The following is a 23,319-nucleotide window of genomic DNA, read 5'->3' on the forward strand; positions in this document are numbered from 1 at the left end:
GCGCTAGCGGACGTCCGGACGGATGACCTTGGTACGCAGAACGGACTCGTTCAGCCGAAGCTGGCGGTCCAGCTCAGCCACCGCCTCAGGCGAAGCCTGGAGGTCGATGACCGCGTAGATGCCCTCGGCCTTCTTGTTGATCTCGAACGACAGGCGCCGGCGGCCCCATACGTCGAGCTTCTCCACCGAGCCACCCGCGGTGCGGATCACGTTGAGGTACGTGTCGAGCGACGGGGCGACGGTGCGCTCCTCGAGGCTTGGGTCGAGGATCACCATGATCTCGTAATGACGCAAGACGTGCTCACCTCCTCTGGGCTAGCGGCCACGGTCCATCCGTGACAGGAGGTCGTGCGTCTGTTCGCACAGCGACGCCGCGGGATAGGCCCGCGGCGACAGCGAACTGAACCAGAGTACCGGGAGGCCCCGATACGAAGAGCCGCGGGGCGCCCTATCCACTTCTTTGGGTGGGACCTGGGGAGGAACGACCACACCGACGAGGTTGGATAGAAGGCGCCCCGCGGAGCCTTTTCTTCAGTTACATATTACGCGACACCCGTCCGGGTTGCACGTTGAGCGATAATAGCCCGAATTGCTCCGGCTGACACGCCAACGACACATACTGTGGCGATAAGTGCCAGCAATCCGATTGGCCCTGTTTCGCGAATCGGCTCGACCGACGCCAACGCCTCCGCGGCGGCCCCTTCCGACCCGGTCGCTTCGTCGAAGGTAGCCGCGCCGGCATCCAGGTCGCCACCGTCTTCGCTGGTGACGGCCGCGTCCGGGCTGGCTTCCGCCGACGGGCTCGCGTCCGGCTCCGGCGAGGCCGAGGCCCGGGTCCGCGGCCGGTCGCCGTGCTCGTTGGAGGGCGGGCGTCCCGGACGGCTGGTCCCCGGCTTGGTACCGGAGCCCGGCGTGGCCGACCCGGGTGCCGCGACGACCTCCACGCGTACCGCGGACTGCTTGCCGAGCATGCAACTCGGCTTGAGACCGAGGGTCACCGGACCGCGGTGGAACACCACCGGAGCGGTGGCGCCGTTTTCGATCTCACCCTGCGAGGCGCCGTCGAGGTACAGCTTGGCGCGGTACCCCGTCTGGTTGACCACCCGCAGCGTCGTCTCCGCCGGCACGGTGACCGCCGAAGCGCTGGGGTTGGCCTCGCACGAGACCCCGAGCAGTCCTTTGGAACCGCTGAACACGACCTCCTTGCCGCTTTCCGGCACGGAGATTGCGGGAGACGGTGCCGGTGCGGCGTACACCGCTCCGGTGGCCAGCAGCGGTGCGGCGACGAACAGTGCGGCCACAGCGGTGGCTGCGGCACGATGTCGGGCCGGCGTCGGCATTCACCATCTCCCCAGGTCGGTATCGGGTCCACTCCCAGTAACGATGTGGTCAACAAGGCGGTGACGGGTGATTGCGAGCTATGCCCGGCCCGGTTTGGTCGGTGGTGAGCAGTAGGCTCGCCACCATGCGTATCGGAGCCCACGTCGACTCGACCGACCCGCTGGGCGAGGCCGCCGCCCGCGGCGCCGAGACCGTGCAGTTCTTCCTCACCGACCCGCAGGCGTGGAAAGACCCGGAGCCGCGCGCCGACGCCGATGCGGTGCTCGCGGCCGACGTCGACGTCTACATTCACGCGCCCTACCGGATCAACGTCGCCACCCTCAACAACCGCATCCGCATCCCGAGCCGCAAGCTGCTTCTGACCCATGCCCAGGGCGCGGCCGCGCTGGGTGCAAAAGGTCTGATCGTCCACGGTGGACACGTCGGCAGCGGCGAAGACGTGGCGGTCGGCTTCGACAACTGGCGAAAGACGTTCGAATACGGTGCGAAGGCGGGCGGCTTCCCGACGCCGATCCTGATCGAAAACACGGCCGGCGGTGACAATGCGTGCGCCCGGCGCTTCGACGCGCTCGCCCGCCTGTGGGAGGCGATCGGCGACTACGAGGTCGGTTTCTGCCTCGACACCTGCCATGCGTTCGCGGCCGGCGAAGACCTCCTCGACGCGGTCGACCGGATCAAGGCCATCACCGGCCGCATCGACCTGATCCACGCCAACGGCTCCAAGGACCCGTTCGACTCGGGGCGCGACCGCCACGACAACCTCGGGGCCGGCACGATCGACCCGGAGCTGATCGTGGCCGTGGTGCGGGCGGCCGGCGCGCCCGTGGTCGTCGAGACCCCGGGTGGAGTCGAGGGCCAGGGCGCCGACATCGAGTTTCTGCGTGACCGCGTCGGCCGATAGGGTCGTCGGTCGATGACTACCGAGCCGCCGGCACCCGCCACACCGACCCCGGCCACCGATCCGGCACGTGCCGGATCGGCAGGCTCCGCACCGGCGAGCTCCGACAAGCCGGCCAGCGCGAAGACTTCCGAGGGGGCGCCGGCCGCCAGCGCGCCGACGTCGCCGGCACCGGCTGGCGCCGCGACCAAGCCGTCCAGCGAGCCCGCCGCGCCGGACCCGGAGCCGGCCAAGTCGGAGGATGACGCGCCGGACGCGGGCCCACCCAAGTCCGAAGCCGCGCAAGCGCCCAAGCCTCGCGCGGCGGAGGAGGCCGGCGCCGGGGCCGGCGCGGTGGCCACCAAGACCGACAAGCCGGACGACGCCGCGAAGTCAGAAAAGTCCGAAGCACAGCCGAAGAAGGCGGAGAAGGACGGCGCGGAGAAGGACGGGTCGGGCAGCGAGGAGGCGGCGAAGCCGCCGCGTGACCCGTTCACGTCGTTCGCGCCGGAGCCCGAGCACGAGCCGGGCCGGCTCCAGCGCTTCGGTCGCGCGATCGGCCGGTTCGTGATCCACGAGCGGTTCCTCGCCGTCGTCGGGTCGCTCGCGCTCGCCGTCCTCATGACGTGGCCCACCCTGCGTTACCCGCAGCACACCCTGCCGCAGGACATCTGGGACCCTACCCTTCAGTCCTGGCAGATGGCCTGGTCGGGCCACATCCTGCTGAGCGACCCCACCCAGCTCTGGAACGCCAACGCGTTCTATCCCGAACGGCTCAGCTTCGCGTTCTCCGACACGCTGCTTGGGTACGCGCCGGCCGGGATGCTCGGCGACGGGCCTACGGCGGCGGTGCTGCGGTACAACATCATGTTCGTGCTGGCACACGCGCTGGCCACCCTCGGCGCGTACGCGCTGGTCCGCCAGCTCGGCGCCGGACGCACGGGCGCCGTCGTGGCGGCGGCCGCCTACACCTACGCCCCGTGGATGCTGTCGCAGGCGGGTCACCTGCACATCGTGTCGAACGGCGGCATCCCACTGGCGCTGGCGATGCTGGCGCGCGGCCACGGCTACTCGTTCCGGCACGGGTACCGGCCGGACCGGCGGCACGCCGGCTGGGCGCTGCTCGGCTGGATCGTGGCGGCGTGGCAGATCAGCCTCGGCTTCGGCATCGGCCTGCCGTTCGCGTACGTGCTGGCGCTGCTCGGCGTCGCGGCGATCGGCGTCTGGTTCTGGCGAAAGGCGCGACGCTGGGCGGTGAAGCGCCCGTTCGGGATCCGGCTGGCCCTGGCCGACGTGGTCGGCGGTGCGATCTTCGCGGCCACCGGCGCCCTGATGTCCCTGCCGTACTTCGAGGTGGCGCACCAGCACCCCGAGGCGGCTCGCACCGTCAACGACCTGAGGGCGTACTCGCCACCGCCGAGCGGCTTCTTCATCGCGCCCCCGGAGTCCCTGGTCTGGGGCGATCTGCACGAGAGCGCGCGCGCCGGCCTCCCGTGGGCGCCGGAGATGACGCTCCTGCCCGGGTTCGTGCTGTACGGGCTCGCGCTGGCGGGCCTGTTCTTCTCCGTCTGGAAGCTGCGCCACCGGCTGCTCCTGCTCGCCGGTGTACTCGTCAGCGGCATCCTGGCGATGGGTCCACGCTTCTTCGGCGGCACCTACACCTACCTGCCGCTGTTCAACAACCTGCCGGGCTGGGATGGTCTGCGCACCCCCGGACGCCTGATGTTGTGGACTTCGCTGCTGCTCGGCATCCTGGCCGCCGGCGCGGTGAGCGCGTTCGTCCGGAGGGTCGAGAAGATCTCGACTCTGCGAGTGCCACCGCGTCCACAGCCGTGGCTGCGACTGCTGACATTCGTGCCCTTGGCGCTGGTGCTCGTCGAGGGACTCAACACCACGCCGCACCCGATCGTGCCGCAGCAGCCCGTCGTCATGCGGGTCGACGAGGGCCCGATCCTGGTGCTGCCGAGCACTCTCAAGATCGACCAAAACGTCATGCTGTGGTCGACGACGCGGTTCCAGCCGATCGTCAACGGCGGCAGCGGCTTCACGCCGACCCGGCAGGAGGAGGTGCGCGAGATGGCTCGCTCCTTCCCCGACCAGGCCAGCGTCGACTACCTGCGGGAGCTGGGCGTCAAGACCGTGGTCCTGCTGCGTGACCAGATCTCCGGCACACCGTGGCAGGCGGCCGCCGACCTGTCCGTCGACAACCTCGGCATCGAGCGCGAAGACGTCGGAGACACGATCATCTTCCGCCTCTGACCGGGCTGACGAAGGCTTACGCCGGGATGAGGGCCTCTTCTTCTTGACGGGCTCTGCGTTCTCGGCGGCGGATCAGCCAGGGCGCGTCCGGTGCGCCGTCGAAGAACCCGCCGTCCGGGTCGTCCTCGTACGTGTCGCGGACGCGATCCTGCTCGGGCTTGAGGATGTCACGAACGATCAGTCCACAGAGGACGCCAACCGTGATGAGCCGCAGCGAGGCCGCCAGCACGAACACGCCCTCCGGGAAGACCTGCTTGCCCGAGGCGCCGAGCAGCTCGCCGTAGAACGACACGAAGTACAGCACTTCGGCGATCTGCCAGGCGAGGAAGGCACCCCACCGCGGCCGAGCCAGCACCGCCAGCGGCAGCAGCCACAGGACGAACTGCTGCGACCAGACCTTGCTGAAGATCAGGAACGCGGCCACAACGAGGAACGCCAACTGCGCCACCCGGGGCTTCCGGGGAGCGAAGAGGGCCAGCGCGGCGACGCCCAGGCAGCAGAGGCCGAACAGTCCGTACGTGAGGTAGTTGAGCTGCGGGTCGACGTGGTTGCTGAGCCACTGGAACGGGCCTTGGTCGCCAGCGTTGCCCGAGTTCCACTTGCCGTCGAGGTAGCGGCCGATGTACCAGAACGTGCCCCAGTCGATCGGGCGCTCGGTGTTCAGCTCGAAGAACCGGTCCCAATTCTCCCGGTACGGGAGGGCGACCGGCAGGTTGACCAGTACGACCGTGGCGATCGCCGTGCCGATGGTGGTCAGGATCGGCCGGAGACGGGCGGTGCGCAGGCCGAGCACCAGCAGCGGCCCGAGGATGAACAGCGGCCACATCTTCGCCGCGCCGGCGATCCCGAGCAGGATGCCGGCCGCGACGGGTCGTTTCTTCACCCAGGCGTACAGGCCGAACGCGAAGAACCCGATGGCCAGAAGGTCCCAGTTGACCGTGGCGGTGACGAACAGGGCGGGGGAGAGGGCGAACAGCGCCGCGTCCCACGGGCGGCGCCTGCGCAGCGCGAGGATCACGCCGACGGTCGCCACGGCCAGGGCGCTCAGCACCAGCGCGTTCAGGTCGTAGAACCACAACGCCTGGTTGAGCTCCGGCCGGCTCTCGCCGAGCGCGTGCACCGGCAGGCCCAGCGCGCCCATGAAGTACCCGGTGACGACCGGGTACTCGACCGGGTGATCGCGGTACGGCACCTTGCCCTCGTTGAGGCCCTCGGCGTAGTACAGCGCCAGCACATCGGTGTAGCAGAACTTGGTGTACTGGATGTGATCGGCCCAGGCTCCGTCGCGACAGGGTGACTTCTGCACCCAGTGCAGCGCCAGCGTGAGACACGTGAGGGCGAGCACGATCCGCGCGGCGCTCCAGAACCGCCCACCCCAGCCATCCGGCTGGTCACGGCCCGCGGCGTGCTCGCCGAGGGGCCCGCCGATGGCCTGGGAGAGCCCACGCACGAACGGGTCGGACTGCGCCGGATGGTCGACCCGCTCAGGGCCATCGATGCCTTCCGCCGACTGAACGCTCATGAACAGGCATCTTGCCTTATCGGCGGACCTAAACGTAGGGCCCGGCGGAGTGTCGTCGCCGGGCCCCAGGTCATCACTGTCTCCGGGGTGTCAGCGTCGGCGTCGGTATGACCACACCGCCCCCGGTGCCGGGGAACGGGTTGTTGTCGTCGCCGTCGGTACCCGGGCTCGGTGACGTGTTGTTGTTGCCGTTCCCGTTGTTGTTTCCACCGTTGTTACGGCCGTTGTTGTTCCCGTTGTTGCGGTCGGGGCACAGGAAGTCCGGCAGCAACGCGCAGGGGTCGGGCGTGGTGGGCTGCTCGGCGGGCTTGACCCCGTTGGGGTACTGGCTGTCGGGATCGCCGATGTCCTTGCGGTCGGGGAAGGTCTCCTTCTCCAAGTTCATGGCCTTGTTGGCGTCGTTCATGAACTTCTCCCACACGGCGGCGGGCGTGCCGCCACCGCTCATGGCCCTACCCGTCACCGGATCCTTGATGGCCCGACGCTTGCCTTCCGTGCCGATCCAGACGGCGGCCGCGATCTGTCTTGTCGCGCCGACCATCCAGGCGTCACCACTGTCGCCCTTGCCGCCCGGGCCCAGCTCCCAGGTGCCGGTCTTGCCGGTCGCCTGGCGGCCGTTGTCGAGCGAGTTCGAGATGCTCCCGGGGATCTTCATCAACACTGAGTTGATGTTGTCCATCTGGGCTTCGTCGAACTTTCGCTGCGGGTCGCGCTTCTCACCCGTGCCCGCGACCAGCGCGTACTTGCCGGTCGCCGGGTTGCGGTACTCCACCTTAGCGATGAAGTGCGCCCTGTTGTAGACACCCCGGTTCGCCAGGGTGGCCATGCCGTTCGCGTGGTCGAGCACCGTCACCGGGTACTGGCCGAAGCCAACCTCGTTGTCGAACTCTGCCGGCGCCAGCTTGTCCGGGGCGGTCTTGGTCAGGTCGTGCGCCTCGCCCTTGTCGGTATCCCACATGGTGCGGATGCCGGCGTCGCGGGCCGCCTCGACGACCTTGTCCGGGCCGAGATCCTTGGCGATCCAGTAGAACGGCACGTTGTACGACTCGATCGTCGACTTTTCCAGCGTGCAGGACTTGCCGCAGGGGATGTTGGTGCGGCCCGCGTTGTTGATCTTACGGCCGCCGTCGTCGTCCTTCGTCACGTCCCAGTACGACTCGATCTGAATCTCCGCTCGCAGCGCCGCCGCGAGCGTGTAGATCTTGAATGTCGAACCGGGAGCGTGGCCGCCGCTGGTGCCGCCGTTGTTGAGACCCGCGTAGTCGAAGCCGGTGCCGTTGTCGCCGCCGTAGTAGGCGAGCACCCGGCCGTTGCTCGGGTCGATCGCCACCAGCGCCGACCGGTAGTAGTTGGGCGTCTTCTCCATCGGGGAGCCCTTGACCCGGCGGGCCGCGCCCTCGGCGGCCGCCTGCGCCTTCTGGTTGATCGTCGTGGTGATCCGGTAGCCGCCCTTCTTCCACTCGGACGCCGGAATCCCCATCGCCTCCAACTCTTCGCGCACGTAGTTGACGACGTTGCCGGTCGGCTTGTCGAGACCGCAGCCCACCTGGCACTTCTTCGGGTCGTACTTCTTGAACTTCGGGTACTGCGCCGCGGCCCGCTCGCCCTGGCTCAGCCAACCCTTCTCGACCATGTTGTTGAGCGTGTATCCCCACCGCTCCTGCGCCGCCGGCAGGTTCACCTGCGGGTCGTACCCCTGGTGCCCGGTCACCGCGTCGGGCTCGGGCTGCTTGATCACCGAGGCTAGGACCGCCGCCTCGGCAGCGGTCAACGCGTTCTTCTGACCGGGCTTGGTGACACTGGACTTGCCGAAGTAGCACTGCGCCGCCGCCTCGATGCCGTGACAGCCACGGCCGAAGTAGATGGCGTTGAGGTAGAAGCCGAGGATCTGGTCCTTCGTGTACTCCTGCTCCAGCTTGCGGGCCAGTACCGCCTCGCGGATCTTCCGGTTGTAGTTGATTCCCGTCAGGTCGGCCGCGTGCCGCGCGTACTGCTGCGTGATCGTCGACGCACCCTGCGTACTGCCGCCCGTGAAGTTGTTCCACGCGGCGCGCATGATGCCCTTGACGTCGATGCCCTCGTGCTCTTCGAAGTTCTTGTCTTCCGCCGCCATCACCGCGTGCTTCACCAGCGGCGAGATCTCGGCCGCCGGCACCACCGTGCGGTTGAACTCGCCGAGCGTCGCCATCGTCTGGCCGCCGCTGTAGACGATGCTCGTGGCCTGCAACTCGTCGGTCTTGTACTGCGGCACGTCGTCGTAGAACCAGGTCAGGCCCACAACCGCGCCACCGGCGAGCATGACCAGTACCGCGAACGCCGCGACGACGATGTTGACGCGCTTGCGTCGCTTCGCCTTCTTGATCGCCGCCGGGTCGCCGCCCTTGCCGCTCTTACCGCCACGCCGCCCGGGTCCTGTCGGCCCACCGGGCCCACCTGGACCGCCGGGCCCTTCCAGGAAGTCAGGACCGCCGAACTCGGGGGCAGCCGGCGAGACCGGTCGCACCGACGCCCGCCCGACCGTCGCGCGTCCGGCGGCACCCGCCGAGCCCGCGGCCGCGCCCACGCTGGCCCGACCACCGACCCTGGCCCGACCGGCTGAACCGGCCGATGCGGCACCCACGGACGCGGAGCCGACCGAAGCGCGGCCGGCTGGCGAGACGGGCCGGGCGGACGCCGAGGCGCTGCCCCGGCCGTACCCGTTGCCGTTCGCGGGCCAGCCGCCATCCGCGCTGCCTGCCGACCCCCGGACGTCCGACCCGCGGTCGGAGCCAGGGTCGCCGGACGGGCCCGGAATCTGGGCCCGACCACGCGCGGAACTAGGGTCGTCGTACGAGTTCATTCGTCACACCCTGCCGGTCGCGGTGGCACGCTGCTGCGACACCACCGGTTTGCGGTGAGTTAGGACACGTTGCGCGGCGGGCATGGTGACCCGCCAGCTACCCGACATATTCGGACTTATCCGATTAACGAGTGAACGCTTGCCCCGCCACTTGGGAAAGACCCTGTTGTCGCTTGGGCAAGCGGTGGTCACCGTCGGGCCCCTCGCCTTCGTTTGGATGCCGGCGCGCCGGAGCCCGAGGGGAAACCGGTCGACGCGCCGGAGCCGGTCATGGTGCCGACCGGCGTGGCGGAGGCGGACGCGCCCGCCGCGACGGACTCGGGGGTGGAGTCGTCGCTGGACAGGCCGTCGCGGCCGAGAAGGAACTGCTCGACCAAGTGGTTCCAGTCGCAGCCGCGGCACACCTCGACCACGTATACCTGAAACTCACGGAACGTCATCGCCAGGACGGGCAGCTCGGTGAGCGTGCGCGCCTGGCCGGCCGACTGCTTCAGCTCATCGCCATAGATGTAGTGCACCAGCGTGAGGTTCTCGCGTCGGCAGATCGGGCACCGTCGGTCGATCGGCTCACCATGGAAGCGAGCTGCGTTCTTCAGGTACGGCGACGCATCACAAACCTCATACGTCCCAACCCGACCCGACAGGACCTCACGCAGCAGCGCTCGCTTCTGAAGCGAGTAGTCGACGACCTGCCGCTGCGTGCGCATGCGCACGAGGGTACGCGGTTCCGCCCCGAGTGGCGACAGGCGTCACTTTCCGTAACGACGCCACGCCGTTTCGGGGTTTGAAAGTCATGCCGAGTCGAGCTAACGTGACGATGTATCGGGCCGATACATCGGGGCTGGAGGTGGTGGTGACAATGCTCGAGCTCGCCATCCTCGGCCTTCTGCAGGAGTCGCCGATGCACGGTTACGAGCTCCGCAAAGAGCTCAACACCAAGCTGGGGGCGATCCGGGCGGCGATCAGCTACGGCACGCTGTACCCGACGCTGCGCCGACTGCAGAGCGACGGCTGGATCACCGAAGCGGGCGAGACGTCCGCCGACGCGGAGGAGATCCCGCCACTGACCACCCGGCGGGGACGGGTCGTCTACAAGATCACCGCAGAGGGCAAGGAGCGGTTCGCCGATCTGCTTGCCAAGGTAGGGCCGGAGACGTACGACGACGCCGGGTTCGGTGTCCACTTCGCCTTCTTCGCCCGCACCGACCGCGCCACGCGGCTGCGCATCCTGGAAGGCCGCCGCCGAAAGGTGGAGGAGCGCAGGGAGGGCCTACGCGACGTGCTCGCGCGCGCCGCCGAGCGCCTCGACGCCTACACGCTCGAACTGCAACGCCATGGTCTCGACGCCTGCGAGCGCGAGGTCCGCTGGCTGGAGGAGCTCATCGCCAACGAGCGCTCCGGCCGGGCTCCCGACATCGGGGGTCCACAAGTCGATGACACCCCGCCTCCGCCTGGGTCTGCCAGGGAAATGCCGGAGCGGCCGTGATGAACAAGAAGGAGGCAACCGCGATGGGCTCCGTCCGCGTGGCCATCGTCGGCGTGGGTAACTGCGCCTCGTCCCTGATTCAGGGCGTGGAGTACTACCGCGACGCCGACCCCAACGACCGCGTTCCGGGTCTCATGCACGTCACCTTCGGCGACTACCACGTGTCCGACGTGGAGTTCGTCGCGGCGTTCGACGTGGACGCCAAGAAGGTGGGCCGAGACCTCGCCGAGGCGATCACCGCCAGCGAGAACAACACGATCAAGCTGTGCGACGTGCCTCCGACCGGGGTACAGGTGCAGCGCGGCCCGACCTTCGACGGTCTGGGCCAGTACTACCGCGAGATCATCGACGAGTCCGACGACGCGCCGGTCGACGTCGCGCAGGCACTGCGTGACGCCCGGGTCGACGTCGTCGTGTCGTACCTGCCGGTCGGTTCCGAAGAGGCCGACAAGTACTACGCGCAGGCCGCCATCGACGCGGGCTGCGGCTTCGTCAACGCCCTGCCGGTCTTCATCGCCTCCGACCCGGTCTGGGCGAAGAAGTTCGAAGACGCTGGGCTGCCCATCGTCGGCGACGACATCAAGAGCCAGGTTGGCGCGACCATCGTGCACCGCGCGCTCGCGAAGCTCTTCGAAGACCGTGGTGTCGAGCTGCTGCGCACGTACCAGCTGAACTTCGGCGGCAACATGGACTTCATGAACATGCTGGAGCGCACCCGGCTGGTCTCGAAGAAGATCTCCAAGACCCAGTCCGTGACGTCCCAGGTGCCGCACGAGATGGCCAAGTCCGACGTCCACATCGGCCCGTCCGACCACGTGCCGTGGCTCGACGACCGCAAGTGGGCCTACATCCGGCTGGAGGGCAGGTCGTTCGGCGACGCGCCGCTCAACGCCGAGCTCAAGCTCGAGGTGTGGGACTCGCCCAACTCGGCCGGCGTCATCATCGACGCGGTCCGCGCGGCGAAGATCGCAAAGGACCGGGGTATCGGTGGCCCGGTGCTCTCCGCGTCGTCGTACTTCATGAAGTCACCCCCCGTCCAGTACGCCGACCACGAGGCGCACGCCGCGGTCGAGGCGTTCATCAAGGGCGAGGTCGAGCGGTAACGCTGCGACTGTCAAAGGGCCGGGCACACGCCCGGCCCTTTGTATTACTGCCAGGCGCGTTCCAGCGCGACACGCGCCTCCAGCTCCAGCAGGTATCGCTTGCGGTGCAGCCCGCCACCGAAGCCCACCAGCTTGCCGCCCGCCCCGACGATGCGGTGACACGGCACGATCACCGGTATCGGGTTGCGGTTGCAGGCCACACCGACCGCCCGCGCCCCGCCCGGATCACCCACCGCGGCCGCGATCTCGCCGTAGGTGCGCATCTCCCCATACGGAATGCGCGTCATCTCCCGCCAGACGGCGCGCTCGAACTCGCTCCCGCGCCGCACCGACAGCGGCACGCTGAACTCGGTGAGCTCACCGGCGAAGTAGGCGGCAAGCTCGTCGACAGCTGTCGCGAGCATCGGATCATCGGTGCCGGCAGGCGCGTCGACCCCACCAAACCGCACCCCACAAACCCCGACGTCATCAACCGCGACGCCCAGGTCATCGATCGGCGACCCCACAGAAACCCACCGCACCCACTTATTGTCGCGCCGGGGTACGACAACCGTCAGCTGACGCGGGTGTATTCGGTGGTGAAGAGGAAGGTGCGCTGGGTCAGGTCGTCGCCGGAGCAGGTGTAGGTGACCGGCTCCTCGCTGCCCTCGAAAGGCAGCGGGTCGCCGTACTGCTCGCCGTCCAGGAAGAGCTTGCCGGTGGCGTTCGACTCCAGGTCGCTCAGGGAGACCTTGCCGTCCGCGGCGGTGTACCGGTACGTCACGGTGCCGGAGATCTCCAGCGTCACCTTCTGCCCGTCCATGTCGCCCTCGAACTTCGTGCCGCCCCGGTAGTCGGTCTCGCCGGTGCCGTCGGCGTTGAGCCGGAGCATCGCCTCTTCGCCACCGGTGAAGCTGACCTTGCCTCGGTTGGGGACGTTGACGTCTTCGCGGTGCGAGGTGACCCGCCACGTGCCGATCACGCACTGGTCGATGGCGCCGGCGGGCGTGGCCGACGGAGAGGCGCTGGACTGGCCGGAGGGGCTGGCCGTCGCGGTTGTCGGGTTGGCGATCGGATCGGGGTCGTCACCGCCGCCGCCGGTCGCCGCCACCACGACGATCGCGACCACGAGGACGAACAGCGTCGCCCCGAGCGCGATCAGCGGCACCAGGAAGGAACGGCCGCGCGGTGGGGGATAGCTGCCCGGGTAGCCACCGCCGCTGGTCTGCTGCGGGTAGCCAGGAGGCACGCTGGTCGGGTACGGCGTGTAGGGCTGCTGCTGTGGCACGCCGCGAAACGTGCGGCACTGGGTGCAGTAGCCGGCCGCGTCGACGAGTACGCCGCCGCAGACCGCACACGGCTGCATCCCTGTGGCCTCCCCTTCATGAATTTCGCCTTGCGACGGTAGCCGAGGGGTGCCACGGCCGGTAACCGCGAAGCGGCCCTGCCTAGATCACACCTTCGTCTCGCGCCCATCGCAGCAGCTCGGCCTCTGCCTCGTCGCGGTCGAGCGGGCCGTGCTCCAGCCGCATCTCCTTCAGGTGCCGCCAGGCCCTGCCGACGATCGGACCGGGTGGTACGCCCAACAGCTCCATGATCGCGTTGCCGTCGAGGTCGGGCCGGACCCGTGCGAGGTCTTCGTCGGCGGCGATCCTGGCGATCCGCTCCTCCAGCGCGTCGTAGTCCGAGGCGAGCTGGGCGGCCTTGCGGCGGTTGCGGGTGGTGCAGTCGGACCGGGTGAGCTTGTGGAGCCTGGCGAGCAGGTCACCGGCGTCGGCCACGTACCGGCGTACCGCCGAGTCGGTCCACTCGCCCCGCCCGTACCCGTAGAAGCGCAGGTGCAGCGCGACCAGCTTGACCACTTCGGACGTCACGTCCTTGGGGTACCGCAGTTCTTTCATGCGGTGCTTGGTCATCCGCGCGCCAACCACCTCGTGGTGGTGGAAGCTGACCCGGCCAGCCCGGTCGACGACCTTGGTGGCCGGCTTGCCGATGTCGTGCATCAGCGCCGCCAGCCGCAGGACGAAGTCGGTGCCCCCGTCGCCTTCCAGGCGCACCGCGTTGTTGACCACGGTGAGGGTGTGCTCGTACACGTCTTTGTGCTGGGCGTGCTCGTCGATGGCGAGCTTCAACGCGGGCAACTCGGGCAGGAAGCGCTGGGCCAGCCCGGTGTCGACGAGCAGCCGCAGGCCGGCGACCGGATCGGCGCCGCACATCAGCTTGGTGAACTCGTCGCGGATGCGCTCGGCCGTGATCCGGTCGAGGTCGGTGGCCATCGCTTCCATCGCCGCCCGCACGTCGGGGTCGACCGCGAACCTGAGCTGCGCGGCGAACCGAGCCGCCCGCAGCATCCGGAGAGGATCGTCGCCGAAAGACTCCTGCGGCGTGCCGGGAGTGCGGATGCGCCGCGCGGCGAGGTCGTCGAGGCCGCCGTACGGGTCGGTGAACACGTGCTCGGGCACGCTCACCGCCATCGCGTTGACCGTGAAGTCGCGCCGCCGCAGGTCGTCGAGGAGGCTGTCGCCGTACTGGACGACCGGGTTGCGCGTGACCCCGTCGTACGCCTCCGCCCGGAACGTGGTGATCTCCAGCCGGATCCCGTGGCGCTGCGCCCCGATCGTGCCGAACTCGCGCCCGGTCTCCCAGGTGGCCTCGGCCCAGCCCTTGATCACGCGGAGCGTGTCGTCTGGCCGCGCGTCGGTGGCGAAGTCGAGGTCGTCACCCAGCCGGCCGAGCAGCGCGTCGCGCACCGACCCGCCGACCAGGTGCAGCTCGTATCCCGCCTTGGCGAACCGGCGCCCCAGCTCGTCAGCGACGGGGGAGACCCGCAGGAGTTCGGCGACGGCGTTGCGCTGCGCGGCAGTGAGGTGGCGGCGCTCGGTGGCGGCGGCGTTCGGGCTCTCGGACATGGGACAGCCAGCCTATCGGTGGGGCAGGATGGTGCCTCGTGCCGGTACCCGAGGTCCTGCGGACCCTCAGCTACGACCCCGCCTTCTGGGCCGAGTGGTTCCGCGGCGGCGGCCCCGACGAGCCGGACCCGGTCGAGTTGCGCGTGACATTTCCGATTTCGCACGGGTTCGGGCTCGTGCTCGACGTCGACCGGCATCACGGCACGTTCGGCCTCGGCCTGCGCACCCCGATCACGATCGAGCCGATCCAGCTCGGCTGGGACGACCCGTCCGACTGGTACCCGCACTGCCTGCGCTGGCCGGAGATCGACCTGATCGGACGGGTCACCGCCCTGGACGACCCGTCGCTGCCGCATCCGGGGCTGCCGGTGGTGTTGCTGTCGCGGTTCGCGCCGATCACCCCGGAAGACGACGCGGTCGCTGTCCGCGCGCTGCTCGGCGCCGCGTTGCGTTCTTTGCGGGTACCGGCTCCGCCGCTGGAGCAGGAGCCGCTCTTCCCGGACGCGGGGCAGTCGTGGCCGGTGCTGAGCGATGAGCAGGTGGCCGAGTACACGGCGATAACTCAGCGCGACCTGCGCACACTCAGGGTCACCGACAACGAGCGATTTCCCTTCGAAGAACTGGCCGAGTTGGTGCGACTGGCCGAGCGGCGACTCGCCCGGCTGCGCGTGGAGCCCTGGTACACGGACCAGGTGGCCGCCGCGGCGCGGACGTCAGACGTATCCGCGCTGCTGGCCGCCCTCGATGCCGCTGGTTGCGACCATCCCACGATCATCGACGCGCTCACGCCACCGGTCGCGCCCGCCGAGGCGGCGTGGGTCGTCGAAATACTGGGCGGCGGCATGCCCGTACCCTTGGGGCGGCGGTGGCGAGACATTGGGGTGAGATGAGCGGCGGTCTGTACCGGAGTGCCAACGCCGGGCACCTCGACCCGTCAGAGGCGGACGGCGCGGTACTGATCTCGACGGCTGGTGCGCCGCCGCCGGTGGGCGCCGGCTCGTCCGGCGTCGACCAGCAGCCAGGCGAGGCCAGTGCCGCCAGCAACAGCGCGATCATGGCGATCGGCAGCCTGGTCAGCCGGGGCACCGGCTTCCTGCGCACGCTCGTGCTCGCGGCGGCCCTCGGCGGCGGCGCAATCGGCGACGCGTACACGACCGCGCAGGTCGTGCCGAGCGTCGTCTACGAGCTGCTGCTCGGCGGCATCCTTGCCAGCGTCGTGATCCCGATGCTCGTGCGCCGGCGCAAGGCCGACGCCGACGGTGGCCAGGCGTACACCCAGCGCCTGCTGACGCTGGCGGTAGTGGTGCTCGGCGTGGCGGCTCTCCTGGCCACGCTCTCCGCGTCGCTGCTGACCGCCCTGTACGCCAGCGACAAGCAGGGACCGGACTTCCAGGATCTCGTCACCCAGTTGTCGTACCTGATGCTTCCGATGATCTTCTTCATCGGCATCTCGGGTGTCCTCAGCGCGGTGCTGAACACGCGGGGGCACTTCGCCACCCCGATGTTCACGCCGATCCTCAACAACCTCGTCGTGATCGCCACCGGCGCGCTGTACATGGTCATTTATGGTGCGAAGGCCATCACGCCGGGGCAGATGACGGCGGGCCAGATCGCGGTCATCGGCGGCGGCACGCTGCTCGGTGTGGTGGTCCAGAGCGCGGGGCTGTTCCCCGCGCTGCGCAAGGTCGGCTTCAAGTGGCGCTGGCGGTTCGACTTCCGCGCGCTGGGCCTGCGGGAGCTGGGCCGGCTCGGCGGCTGGGCGCTCTGCTACGTGGTGGCCACCCAGGTCGGTCAGGTCGTCGCGTTCAAACTGCTGAACGCGGCCAGCGGCGAAGACGCGCCCGGCCCGATGATCTACAACAACGTCTTCCTGCTGATGATGATGGCGCACGGCATCATCTCGGTCTCCATCATCACCGCCCTCGCGCCCCGGATGAGCGGCGCGGCGGCCGACAACCGCAACGCCGACCTGGCGGCTGACCTCGCCCGCGGCACCCGCATGATCACCGCGGTGCTGACACCGGTGGCGATCTGCTACGCGGTGCTCGCAGCGCCCATCTCCATCACCCTGTTCCAGCGCGGCGCGTACACGGCGGAGAACGCCACCGACACCGCCCTGGTACTGGTCGTGGCGGCGGTGGCGCTGGTGCCGTTCTCGATCAGCCAGCTCTACACGGTGGGTTTCTACGCCCGGCAGGAGACGAAGACCTCGGCGCTGATCAACCTGCCGGTGGTGGGCCTGCGCATCCTCGTGCAGCTCGTCATCTTCGCGCTGTTCTCGGCGGCGTTCGCGGCGCCCGGCCTGATGTTCGCCAACGCCGTGTCGTACGTGGCGGGAGCGCTGTTCTCGGCGATGCTCCTGCGGCGGCGGATCGGCGCGATCCCGTTCGGCGCCATCCTGGCGAACTTCGTCAAGGTGGGTATCGCCGCCGTCGGCGCGACGGTCGTGGGCATCGTCGTCGTGTATCTGCTGCCCGGCGACTGGACACCCACGCGGCCCGAGGCGATCCTCCAGCTCGTGATCGGCGGCCTCGTGATCGTCGGCACCTACATCGGCATCGCGCTCGGGCTGAAGGTCTCGGAGATCACCGAGGTGATCGGCATGGTCCGCCGCAAGATCGGTCGCTAGCGGCGGCGCTTCCTGGCAGTACCGAAAATCTGGCGTGCGATGGCAGCGCCGGCAGCTGTCGCCGCGGCCCGGAGAAACGACTTGGTCGCGCTCGATGTGAGCACCTTTTCCACCACGCTCGGCTTCTCCTGTGGATAACTAGCCGGTTTATCCACAGGGGCCTGTGGATTACTCGGCACCGGAGCCGGAGCCAGCTTCGCGGCCAGCTTCTCGTACGCGGACTCCCGGTCGACCGGCTCGGCGTACTTCGCGTGCAGGGACGAGCCGCGCACGATCGACTCCATCGTGGAGGCGTCCACGGCGGCCATGAGCGACTGCGGCGCGCGCAGCCGTGTCCAGGCGACCGGGGTGGGCGCGCCCTTCTCGGAGAGCACCGTGACCATGGCCTCCCCGGTACCGAGCTGGGTGAGCGCCTCCTCCAGGTCGTACGCCGAGTGCGGAAACGTCGAGGCGGTCGCCTTGAGCGCCTTGGCGTCGTCCGGTGTGTACGCCCGTAGCGCGTGCTGCACCCGGTTGCCGAGCTGCGCGAGCACGTCAGGGTGCACGTCCTTGGGCGTCTGGGTCACGAAGAACACGCCCACGCCCTTGGACCGGATCAGCCGCACCGTCTGCGTGATCGACTCCAGGAACTCCTTGGAGGCATCCTTGAAGAGCAGGTGCGCCTCGTCGAAGAAGAAGACAAGCTTCGGCTTGTCGACGTCGCCCACCTCGGGCAGGTCCTGGAACAGGTCGGCGAGCAGCCACATAAGAAAGGAGGAAAAGAGCGCCGGCTGGGCCACGACACCCGGCAGCTCCAGGATGGAGGCGACACCGCGGCCGTCAGGAGCGGTGCGCATGAGATCGGCGGTGTCGAACTCCGGTTCGCCGAAGAAGTCGTCGGCGCCCGCGTCGGAGAACGTGACCAGCTCGCGCAGCAGCACGCCGGCGGTCTGCTTGGAGAGGCCGCCGAGCGACCGCAGTTCCGCCGCGCCCTCGTCGGAGACCAGGTACTGGATGACCGACCGCAGGTCCTTGACGTCGAGCAGTGCGAGCCCATTCGCATCGGCGAAGTGGAAGATGAGGTTGAGCGAAGACGCCTGGATGTCGGTGAGCCCGAGCACCTTGGCGAGCAGCACCGGGCCAAACGACGTCATCGTGGCCCGCACCGGAATCCCCGCGCCACGACCACCGAGCGCGTAGAACTCGACCGGATACGCCGCCGGCTGCCACTCCTGCCCGATCTCGGCGGCCCGCGTGGTGATCTTTTCGTTGGCGGCACCGAGCGCCGACATGCCCGACACGTCGCCCTTGATATCGGCCAGAAAGACGGGCACGCCAGCGGCGCTCAGCTGCTCGGCCAGTACCTGGAGCGTCTTGGTCTTGCCCGTGCCGGTGGCGCCGGCGACCAGCCCGTGCCGGTTGAGCATGCCCAGCGGGATGCGCACCTGCGCGGTCGCGTCGCACGCGCCGTCGACCACCAGCGCGCCGAGATCCAGTGCCGCCGCACCATCGAACGCGTACCCGGCACGCACCTCTGCCGCTAGATCAGCCATGCACAAAAGCGTACCTAATAGGTCTATACCTACTAATAGGGCGTTACTTCCGCTGCCGGCGCGCGAGGATGCCGTGTCCGGAGTTAGCGCCACACGGGTAAGGTCGCTCTCGGCGGGTGTCCAGACCGCCTACGCTATGAAATGGCACCACAGCCAAGACCGCGGTAATTACCGGTCCGCTGATCGCACGATCACCGAGGGAGGACGGGGTGACCCAGGTCGGCGAAGGTCGAGAGGCGAGCGAGAGCACGCCTCAGGTCATGACCTTCGGTGCGCCCTCCGTCGGTGAGATTTTGGCCGAGCGGTACGAGCTCGCTGAACACATCAATGACGACAGCGCCGGACGGCAGGTCTGGCGGGGCGTCGACGTGATCCTGCGGCGGCCGGTCGCGGTGGTGCTGCGGTACCCCGGCGGCGATTCGGCGGCTGAGATGCTCCAGGCGGCAGTGGCTGCCAGCCGCGTCATCCACCCGAGCCTCGTCGGTGTCTACGACGCCATCGACGAGACCGAAAACGACCGGGCGTACGTCGTCCGGGAGTGGGTCGACGGCGAGGCGCTGCGCGACGTGGTCGCCGATGGCCCGCTCGACGCGACGCGGACCACCACCGTGGCTCACGCGGTCGCCGACGCGGTCGCCGCGATCCACGCCACCGGCATGGTGCACGGCAACATCCACCCGGGCACCGTCCTCATTGGCGACGACGGCCGCGTGGTGCTGGCCGACGCGCGCGCCGACAGTGCCGACACCTCCGAGACCGACATCCGGGCCATCGGCGGCGTCCTCTACTTCGCACTCACCGGCCACTGGCCGCACGACGAGGTGAGCCCGTCCAACCTGCCCGACGCGGTGCGCGACGGCAGCGGTGCGATCGCGGCGCCTCGCCAGGCCCGTGCCGGCGTGCCCGCCTACCTCGACGACCTCACCATGGACCTGCTCGACAAGCGGCTCGCGCTGCCCGCGGCCGATGTGCTGGCCGCCGAGCTCGCGCGCCTCGACACCGCCGGGGACGAGCCCTACTACGAGGATGCCGGGCCGCTGCGCCTGCTCGGCTCGGGCTCCAGTGGCCAGGGCGCGGCCGTCGCGCGAAACGCGCCCGAGACGACCCGGCCCGCTGGCCGGAAGATCGCCGCCGGCGTCGCCGGGCTGCTCGCTATCGCGATCGTGGGCCTCCTGTTCGGCATGAGCGCCCTCGGTGGCGGCGACGACTCCGACGCCGGTGCCACACCCGCTGGCAACGGCACGAGCGTGTCGCCAGCGCCGGGTAGCGACGCACCCGTGACGAAACCGCAGCCGTTCCCCCTCACCGCCGACCAGGTGCGCATCGTCGACCCTCCGACGGGCAACCGCAAGGGCCTCGAAGGCGTCGACAAGATAGTCGACGGCGACGACAACACCGGCTGGGCTCCCTACAGCTACAAGACCGCCAACTTCGGCAACCTCAAGCCCGGCATGGGCGTCCTCATCAACCTCGGGCAGCCGCGCACCGTCAGCTCGGTGACGGTGACCCTCTCGCACCCCGGCGCATCCGCCGAGCTGCGTTCCGGCGACAGCGACCCGGGTGCCACCTCCGCCGGTGACGACGCGATCGTGAAGTCGTACCAGCGGGTCGGTGAGGAGCAGTTCGAGAAGTACGACGGCACCAAGATGGTCTTCAACGGCTTCGACCCCGACAAGAAGTACCAGTACCTGCTGTTCTTCATCACCGAGATGCCGGCGACCCAGGACGGCCAGTACCCGTACCGGGTCGATGTGCAGGAAATCGTGGTAGCGGGTCTCAGCTAGGGTGCAGCCGTGACCCACAGCACACGCAGCGACGCCGAGCTGCTGCGTGCCCACGTCGACGGCGACCGGCACGCCTTCGGCGAGCTGTTCCACCGCCACCGCGATCGGCTGTGGGCGGTGGCGATCCGCACGCTCACCGATCGCGAAGAGGCCGCCGACGCGCTCCAGGACGCCCTGCTCAACGCGCACCGCTCCGCGAACCGGTTTCGGGGCGACTCTGCCGTCACCACCTGGCTGCACCGGATCGTGGTAAACGCGTGCCTCGACCGCATCCGCCGCAGGCAGGCACACCCGACCGTGCCGCTGCCAGACAGCGGCCGCTCCGACGACGAGCGGTCCATCCGCGGCGTCGAGCCCGCGGCACCGGCGACCGACCACGACACCGCCCTCGACGTGCAGCAGGCGCTCAGCCAGCTGCCGGAAGAGCAGCGCAGCGCCCTGATCCTGGTCGACGTGCAGGGGTACCCGGTGGCTGAGGCAGCGGTCATGCTGGGCGTCGCCGAGGGCACGATCAAGAGCCGGTGCGCCCGCGGGCGGGCACGGCTGGCCACGATGCTGGGCCATCTGCGGAACCCCGGGAGCGGCAGCCGCGTCGGATCGAGTACGGCAGACGCGCGCGCCGCGCAGGTGGAGGAGTCGAAGTGACCGGGCGGGAGTTCAGCGAGGTCGACACCGACCTGCTCGCCGACTATGTCGGCGGGGCGCTGGACGGTACCCCTGAGGAGGCCACCGTCGCGCGCCTGGTCGCCGACGATCCGGCCTGGGGCCGGGCGCACGCCGACCTTTCCGCGGCGCTGGACGCGGTGCACGCCGACCTCGCCGCGTGGGGCGGGGCGGTGGAGCCCATGCCAGCCGACATCGCCGACCGCATCGGCGCCGCCCTGGCCGACGAGCCCATCCGGCCCGCCCTCACGGCTGGGCCCGGCGGTCGCCCCAGCGGAGCCGCGAGCCGGCCAGCACGCCGCAAGCGCTGGCCCGCGTGGGGCACGCCGGCGGCCATCGCGGCCGGCATCGCGCTCTTCGCCGGCATCGGCATCAGCCAGCTCGGCGACCTCTCCGAAGGCAGCCAGGACGCGGGGAGCAGCGCCCACGCACCGACGGCGGCGCGGGACGAGGCCGCCGCCGGAGCCCTCGCCGCGCCACAGGCGCTTTTCGACGTCACCGGCAAGATGGTCGCGACCAACCAGGACTACCGGAGTACGGCGCTGTCCAGCGCTCAGGCACCCGATGCCGATGCGCGCGCCGGCGGTGACCAGCCGTTCGTGGGCCAGGAAGGCGCCAAATCGTCGATCTCCGTCCCCAACGAGCTGGTCGCGCTGACCGCTCCAGGCGTGCTGGGCACCTGCCTGAACGCGATCGCCCTGGAGCACAACCGCGGGCAGGCCACCATCGAGGTGGTCGACTTCGCCCGGTACGAGGGGAATCCGGCGCTCGTCGTGTTTTTCACTGACGGGAACGGGGAACGCTGGATATGGGCATCCGGACCGGCCTGCGGGCAGCCGGGGTCGGGCGCGGACACCCGCGGTAACGCGGCGCTAGGGTGAACTGACCCACTCCGATAGCGGGTTCGGGAATCATCGCTTCGTACGATGGGTTCTGCTCTGCGCACCCCTCAACCGGTGCACACCAAACCATTGGGAGTTCGGAAGTGGACGAGGTCCGCAACCTGATAATCGTCGGCTCGGGCCCAGCCGGCTACACGGCCGCCGTGTACGCCGCGCGCGCCAACCTGAAGCCGCTCATCATCGAAGGCGCCCAGTCCGGTGGCGCGCTGATGACGACCACCGAGGTGGAAAACTTCCCCGGCTTCCCGGACGGCGTCATGGGTCCGGAGCTGATGGACGCGATGCGCAAGCAGGCCGAGCGGTTCGGTGCGGAGTTCATCACCGACGACGCGACTCGGGTCGAGCTGGTCGACACCGGCGTACCGGGGTCATCGGCCACCCAGACGGTCTACGTGGGCCAGACGGCGTACCGCTCCAAGGCAGTCATCCTGTCCACCGGTTCGGCCTGGCGGCCGCTGGGCGTGCCGGGGGAGCAGGAGCTGCTGGGCCACGGCGTCTCGTCGTGCGCCACCTGTGACGGGTTCTTCTTCCGTGGCCAGAACATCGTGGTGGTCGGCGGCGGTGACTCGGCGATGGAGGAGGCGACGTTCCTCACCCGCTTCGCGGAGAGCGTGACGATCATCCACCGCCGCGACGAGTTCCGCGCTAGCAAGATCATGGCCGAGCGCGCGCTGTCGAACCCGAAGATCAAGGTTGAGTGGAACACCGTCGTCGAAGAGGTGCTCGGCGACGACGGCAAGGTCAGCGGCGTCCGGGTGCGCAACGCGCACACCGGCGAGGCCAAGGTGCTCGACGTCACAGGCGTCTTCGTGGCCATCGGTCACGTGCCGCGCAGCGAGCTCTTCAAGGGCCAGGTCGAGATGGACGAAAACGGGTACGTCATCGTCGACGCCCCGACGACCCACACCAACGTGCCCGGCGTCTTCGCAGCCGGTGACGTGGTCGACCACATCTATCGCCAGGCGATCACCGCGGCGGGCACTGGCTGTGCCGCGGCTCTCGACGCCGAGCGCTTCATCGCAACGTTGGAAGTCTGAGTTCACCAGGAGGGTCCTAAGTGGGAGCGACCAAGTCAGTCACCGACGCGAGCTTCGTCAGCGACGTGCTGCAGTCCGACAAGCCGGTACTGGTGGACTTCTGGGCCGAGTGGTGCGCGCCGTGCCGCAAGGTCTCGCCGCTGCTGGAAGAGATCGCCGGCGAGATGGGTGACAAGGTTCGGATCGTCAAGCTCAACATCGACGAGAACCCGGAGACGGCGCGGGCGTACCGGGTGATGTCGGTGCCGACGCTGACGGTGTTCAAGGGTGGGCAGCCGGTGCAGTCTGTTGCGGGTGCTCGTCCCAAGGGCGACCTGGTTCGGCTGATCGAGTCTGCTCTTTAAAGTCAAAGGCGCATTTCGGGCCAGGTTCGCCTCCGATCGTCCGTCAGGCTTGAAGCCGTCGGAGTCGAACCTGGCCCGAAATGCTGTCTGGGTCGCCCTGCCTGGGTATGTTG

The 23,319-nt window shown here is 69.2% G+C and carries 20 protein-coding genes; 11 read left to right on the forward strand and 9 right to left on the reverse strand.

Features of this window, described 5'->3' with window-relative positions:
- Nucleotides 1-3: 3 nt before the first annotated feature.
- Nucleotides 4-294 (reverse strand): 30S ribosomal protein S6, encoded by a 291-nt coding sequence (rpsF, locus tag QMG73_RS02455; RefSeq protein WP_265253751.1) that lies wholly within the window; start codon nt 292-294, stop codon nt 4-6.
- Between the two features lie 248 nt (nt 295-542).
- Nucleotides 543-1,340, reverse strand: a complete 798-nt coding sequence (locus QMG73_RS02460; protein WP_281892102.1) for a hypothetical protein — start codon at nt 1,338-1,340, stop codon at nt 543-545.
- 125 nt (nt 1,341-1,465) lie between these two features.
- Here QMG73_RS02460 and QMG73_RS02465 point away from each other — a divergent pair, with 125 nt between their 5' ends.
- Together QMG73_RS02465 and QMG73_RS02470 are read left to right on the forward strand one after the other, a co-directional pair.
- A complete protein-coding gene (locus tag QMG73_RS02465) occupies nt 1,466-2,242 on the forward strand; it encodes a deoxyribonuclease IV (protein WP_281892104.1) in 777 nt (258 codons plus the stop codon).
- Nucleotides 2,243-2,254: 12 nt separating this feature from the next.
- The gene (locus QMG73_RS02470) at nt 2,255-4,477 is read left to right on the forward strand and encodes a hypothetical protein (RefSeq protein ID WP_281892105.1); all 2,223 of its coding nucleotides are present in this window, start codon (nt 2,255-2,257) and stop codon (nt 4,475-4,477) included.
- Between the two features lie 16 nt (nt 4,478-4,493).
- Here the strand turns inward: QMG73_RS02470 and QMG73_RS02475 are convergent, their stop codons facing one another.
- The 3 genes from QMG73_RS02475 to QMG73_RS02485 all read right to left on the reverse strand — a co-directional run bounded on the left by QMG73_RS02475 (nt 4,494) and on the right by QMG73_RS02485 (nt 9,545).
- A complete protein-coding gene (locus QMG73_RS02475; protein WP_281892107.1) occupies nt 4,494-5,999 on the reverse strand; it encodes a glycosyltransferase family 87 protein in 1,506 nt (501 codons plus the stop codon).
- Nucleotides 6,000-6,072: 73 nt separating this feature from the next.
- Complete coding sequence (locus QMG73_RS02480) at nt 6,073-8,838, reverse strand: transglycosylase domain-containing protein (RefSeq protein WP_281892108.1); 2,766 nt, start codon at nt 8,836-8,838, stop codon at nt 6,073-6,075.
- Nucleotides 8,839-9,026: 188 nt separating this feature from the next.
- Nucleotides 9,027-9,545 (reverse strand): DUF5318 domain-containing protein, encoded by a 519-nt coding sequence (locus tag QMG73_RS02485; protein ID WP_281892109.1) that lies wholly within the window; start codon nt 9,543-9,545, stop codon nt 9,027-9,029.
- A 152-nt stretch (nt 9,546-9,697) separates the two neighbouring features.
- Between QMG73_RS02485 and QMG73_RS02490 the strand changes: the two genes are divergently transcribed.
- Both QMG73_RS02490 and QMG73_RS02495 read left to right on the forward strand, forming a co-directional pair.
- Nucleotides 9,698-10,324, forward strand: a complete 627-nt coding sequence (locus QMG73_RS02490) for a PadR family transcriptional regulator (protein ID WP_281892218.1) — start codon at nt 9,698-9,700, stop codon at nt 10,322-10,324.
- Nucleotides 10,325-10,347: 23 nt separating this feature from the next.
- A complete protein-coding gene (locus QMG73_RS02495; RefSeq protein WP_281892110.1) occupies nt 10,348-11,427 on the forward strand; it encodes an inositol-3-phosphate synthase in 1,080 nt (359 codons plus the stop codon).
- Nucleotides 11,428-11,471: 44 nt separating this feature from the next.
- On the opposite strand, the gene QMG73_RS02500 is transcribed toward QMG73_RS02495, so the two are convergent.
- The 3 genes from QMG73_RS02500 to QMG73_RS02510 form a co-directional block, all read right to left on the reverse strand.
- Complete coding sequence (locus QMG73_RS02500) at nt 11,472-11,948, reverse strand: methylated-DNA--[protein]-cysteine S-methyltransferase (protein ID WP_281892111.1); 477 nt, start codon at nt 11,946-11,948, stop codon at nt 11,472-11,474.
- A 32-nt stretch (nt 11,949-11,980) separates the two neighbouring features.
- On the reverse strand, nt 11,981-12,772 hold the full coding sequence (locus QMG73_RS02505; RefSeq protein WP_281892112.1) for a hypothetical protein: 792 nt from the start codon (nt 12,770-12,772) through the stop codon (nt 11,981-11,983).
- Nucleotides 12,773-12,854: 82 nt separating this feature from the next.
- Nucleotides 12,855-14,315 (reverse strand): CCA tRNA nucleotidyltransferase, encoded by a 1,461-nt coding sequence (locus tag QMG73_RS02510; RefSeq protein WP_281892114.1) that lies wholly within the window; start codon nt 14,313-14,315, stop codon nt 12,855-12,857.
- Between the two features lie 38 nt (nt 14,316-14,353).
- Between QMG73_RS02510 and QMG73_RS02515 the strand changes: the two genes are divergently transcribed.
- Both QMG73_RS02515 and murJ read left to right on the forward strand, forming a co-directional pair.
- Nucleotides 14,354-15,205 (forward strand): hypothetical protein, encoded by an 852-nt coding sequence (locus QMG73_RS02515; RefSeq protein ID WP_281892115.1) that lies wholly within the window; start codon nt 14,354-14,356, stop codon nt 15,203-15,205.
- A complete protein-coding gene (gene murJ / locus QMG73_RS02520) occupies nt 15,202-16,944 on the forward strand; it encodes a murein biosynthesis integral membrane protein MurJ (protein WP_281892116.1) in 1,743 nt (580 codons plus the stop codon). Before QMG73_RS02515 ends, murJ begins: the two co-directional genes overlap by 4 nt.
- Here murJ and QMG73_RS02525 read toward each other — a convergent pair.
- Nucleotides 16,941-18,476: a helicase HerA-like domain-containing protein gene (locus QMG73_RS02525; RefSeq protein ID WP_281892117.1), complete on the reverse strand. Its 1,536-nt coding sequence runs from the start codon at nt 18,474-18,476 to the stop codon at nt 16,941-16,943. The genes murJ and QMG73_RS02525 overlap by 4 nt on opposite strands.
- A gap of 209 nt (nt 18,477-18,685) precedes the next feature.
- On the opposite strand from QMG73_RS02525, the gene QMG73_RS02530 reads away from it, so the two are divergent.
- The 5 genes from QMG73_RS02530 (at nt 18,686) to trxA (ending at nt 23,206) form a co-directional block, all read left to right on the forward strand.
- Nucleotides 18,686-20,260: a protein kinase family protein gene (locus QMG73_RS02530; RefSeq protein WP_407676729.1), complete on the forward strand. Its 1,575-nt coding sequence runs from the start codon at nt 18,686-18,688 to the stop codon at nt 20,258-20,260.
- Between the two features lie 9 nt (nt 20,261-20,269).
- Nucleotides 20,270-20,905, forward strand: a complete 636-nt coding sequence (sigM, locus tag QMG73_RS02535) for an RNA polymerase sigma factor SigM (protein WP_281892119.1) — start codon at nt 20,270-20,272, stop codon at nt 20,903-20,905.
- Nucleotides 20,902-21,804, forward strand: coding sequence for a hypothetical protein (locus QMG73_RS02540; RefSeq protein WP_281892120.1), 903 nt, complete (start codon nt 20,902-20,904; stop codon nt 21,802-21,804). Before sigM ends, QMG73_RS02540 begins: the two co-directional genes overlap by 4 nt.
- Before the next feature lie 104 nt (nt 21,805-21,908).
- Entirely contained in the window at nt 21,909-22,862 is a 954-nt protein-coding gene (trxB, locus tag QMG73_RS02545) for a thioredoxin-disulfide reductase (protein ID WP_281892121.1), read from the forward strand.
- Between the two features lie 20 nt (nt 22,863-22,882).
- Nucleotides 22,883-23,206 carry a thioredoxin gene (gene trxA, locus QMG73_RS02550; RefSeq protein ID WP_281892122.1) on the forward strand — a complete coding sequence of 108 codons (324 nt, stop codon included), beginning with the start codon at nt 22,883-22,885 and terminating at the stop codon, nt 23,204-23,206.
- Nucleotides 23,207-23,319 lie beyond the last annotated feature (113 nt).

This window comes from Phytohabitans aurantiacus (assembly GCF_027923225.1).
GTDB lineage: Bacteria > Actinomycetota > Actinomycetes > Mycobacteriales > Micromonosporaceae > Phytohabitans > Phytohabitans aurantiacus.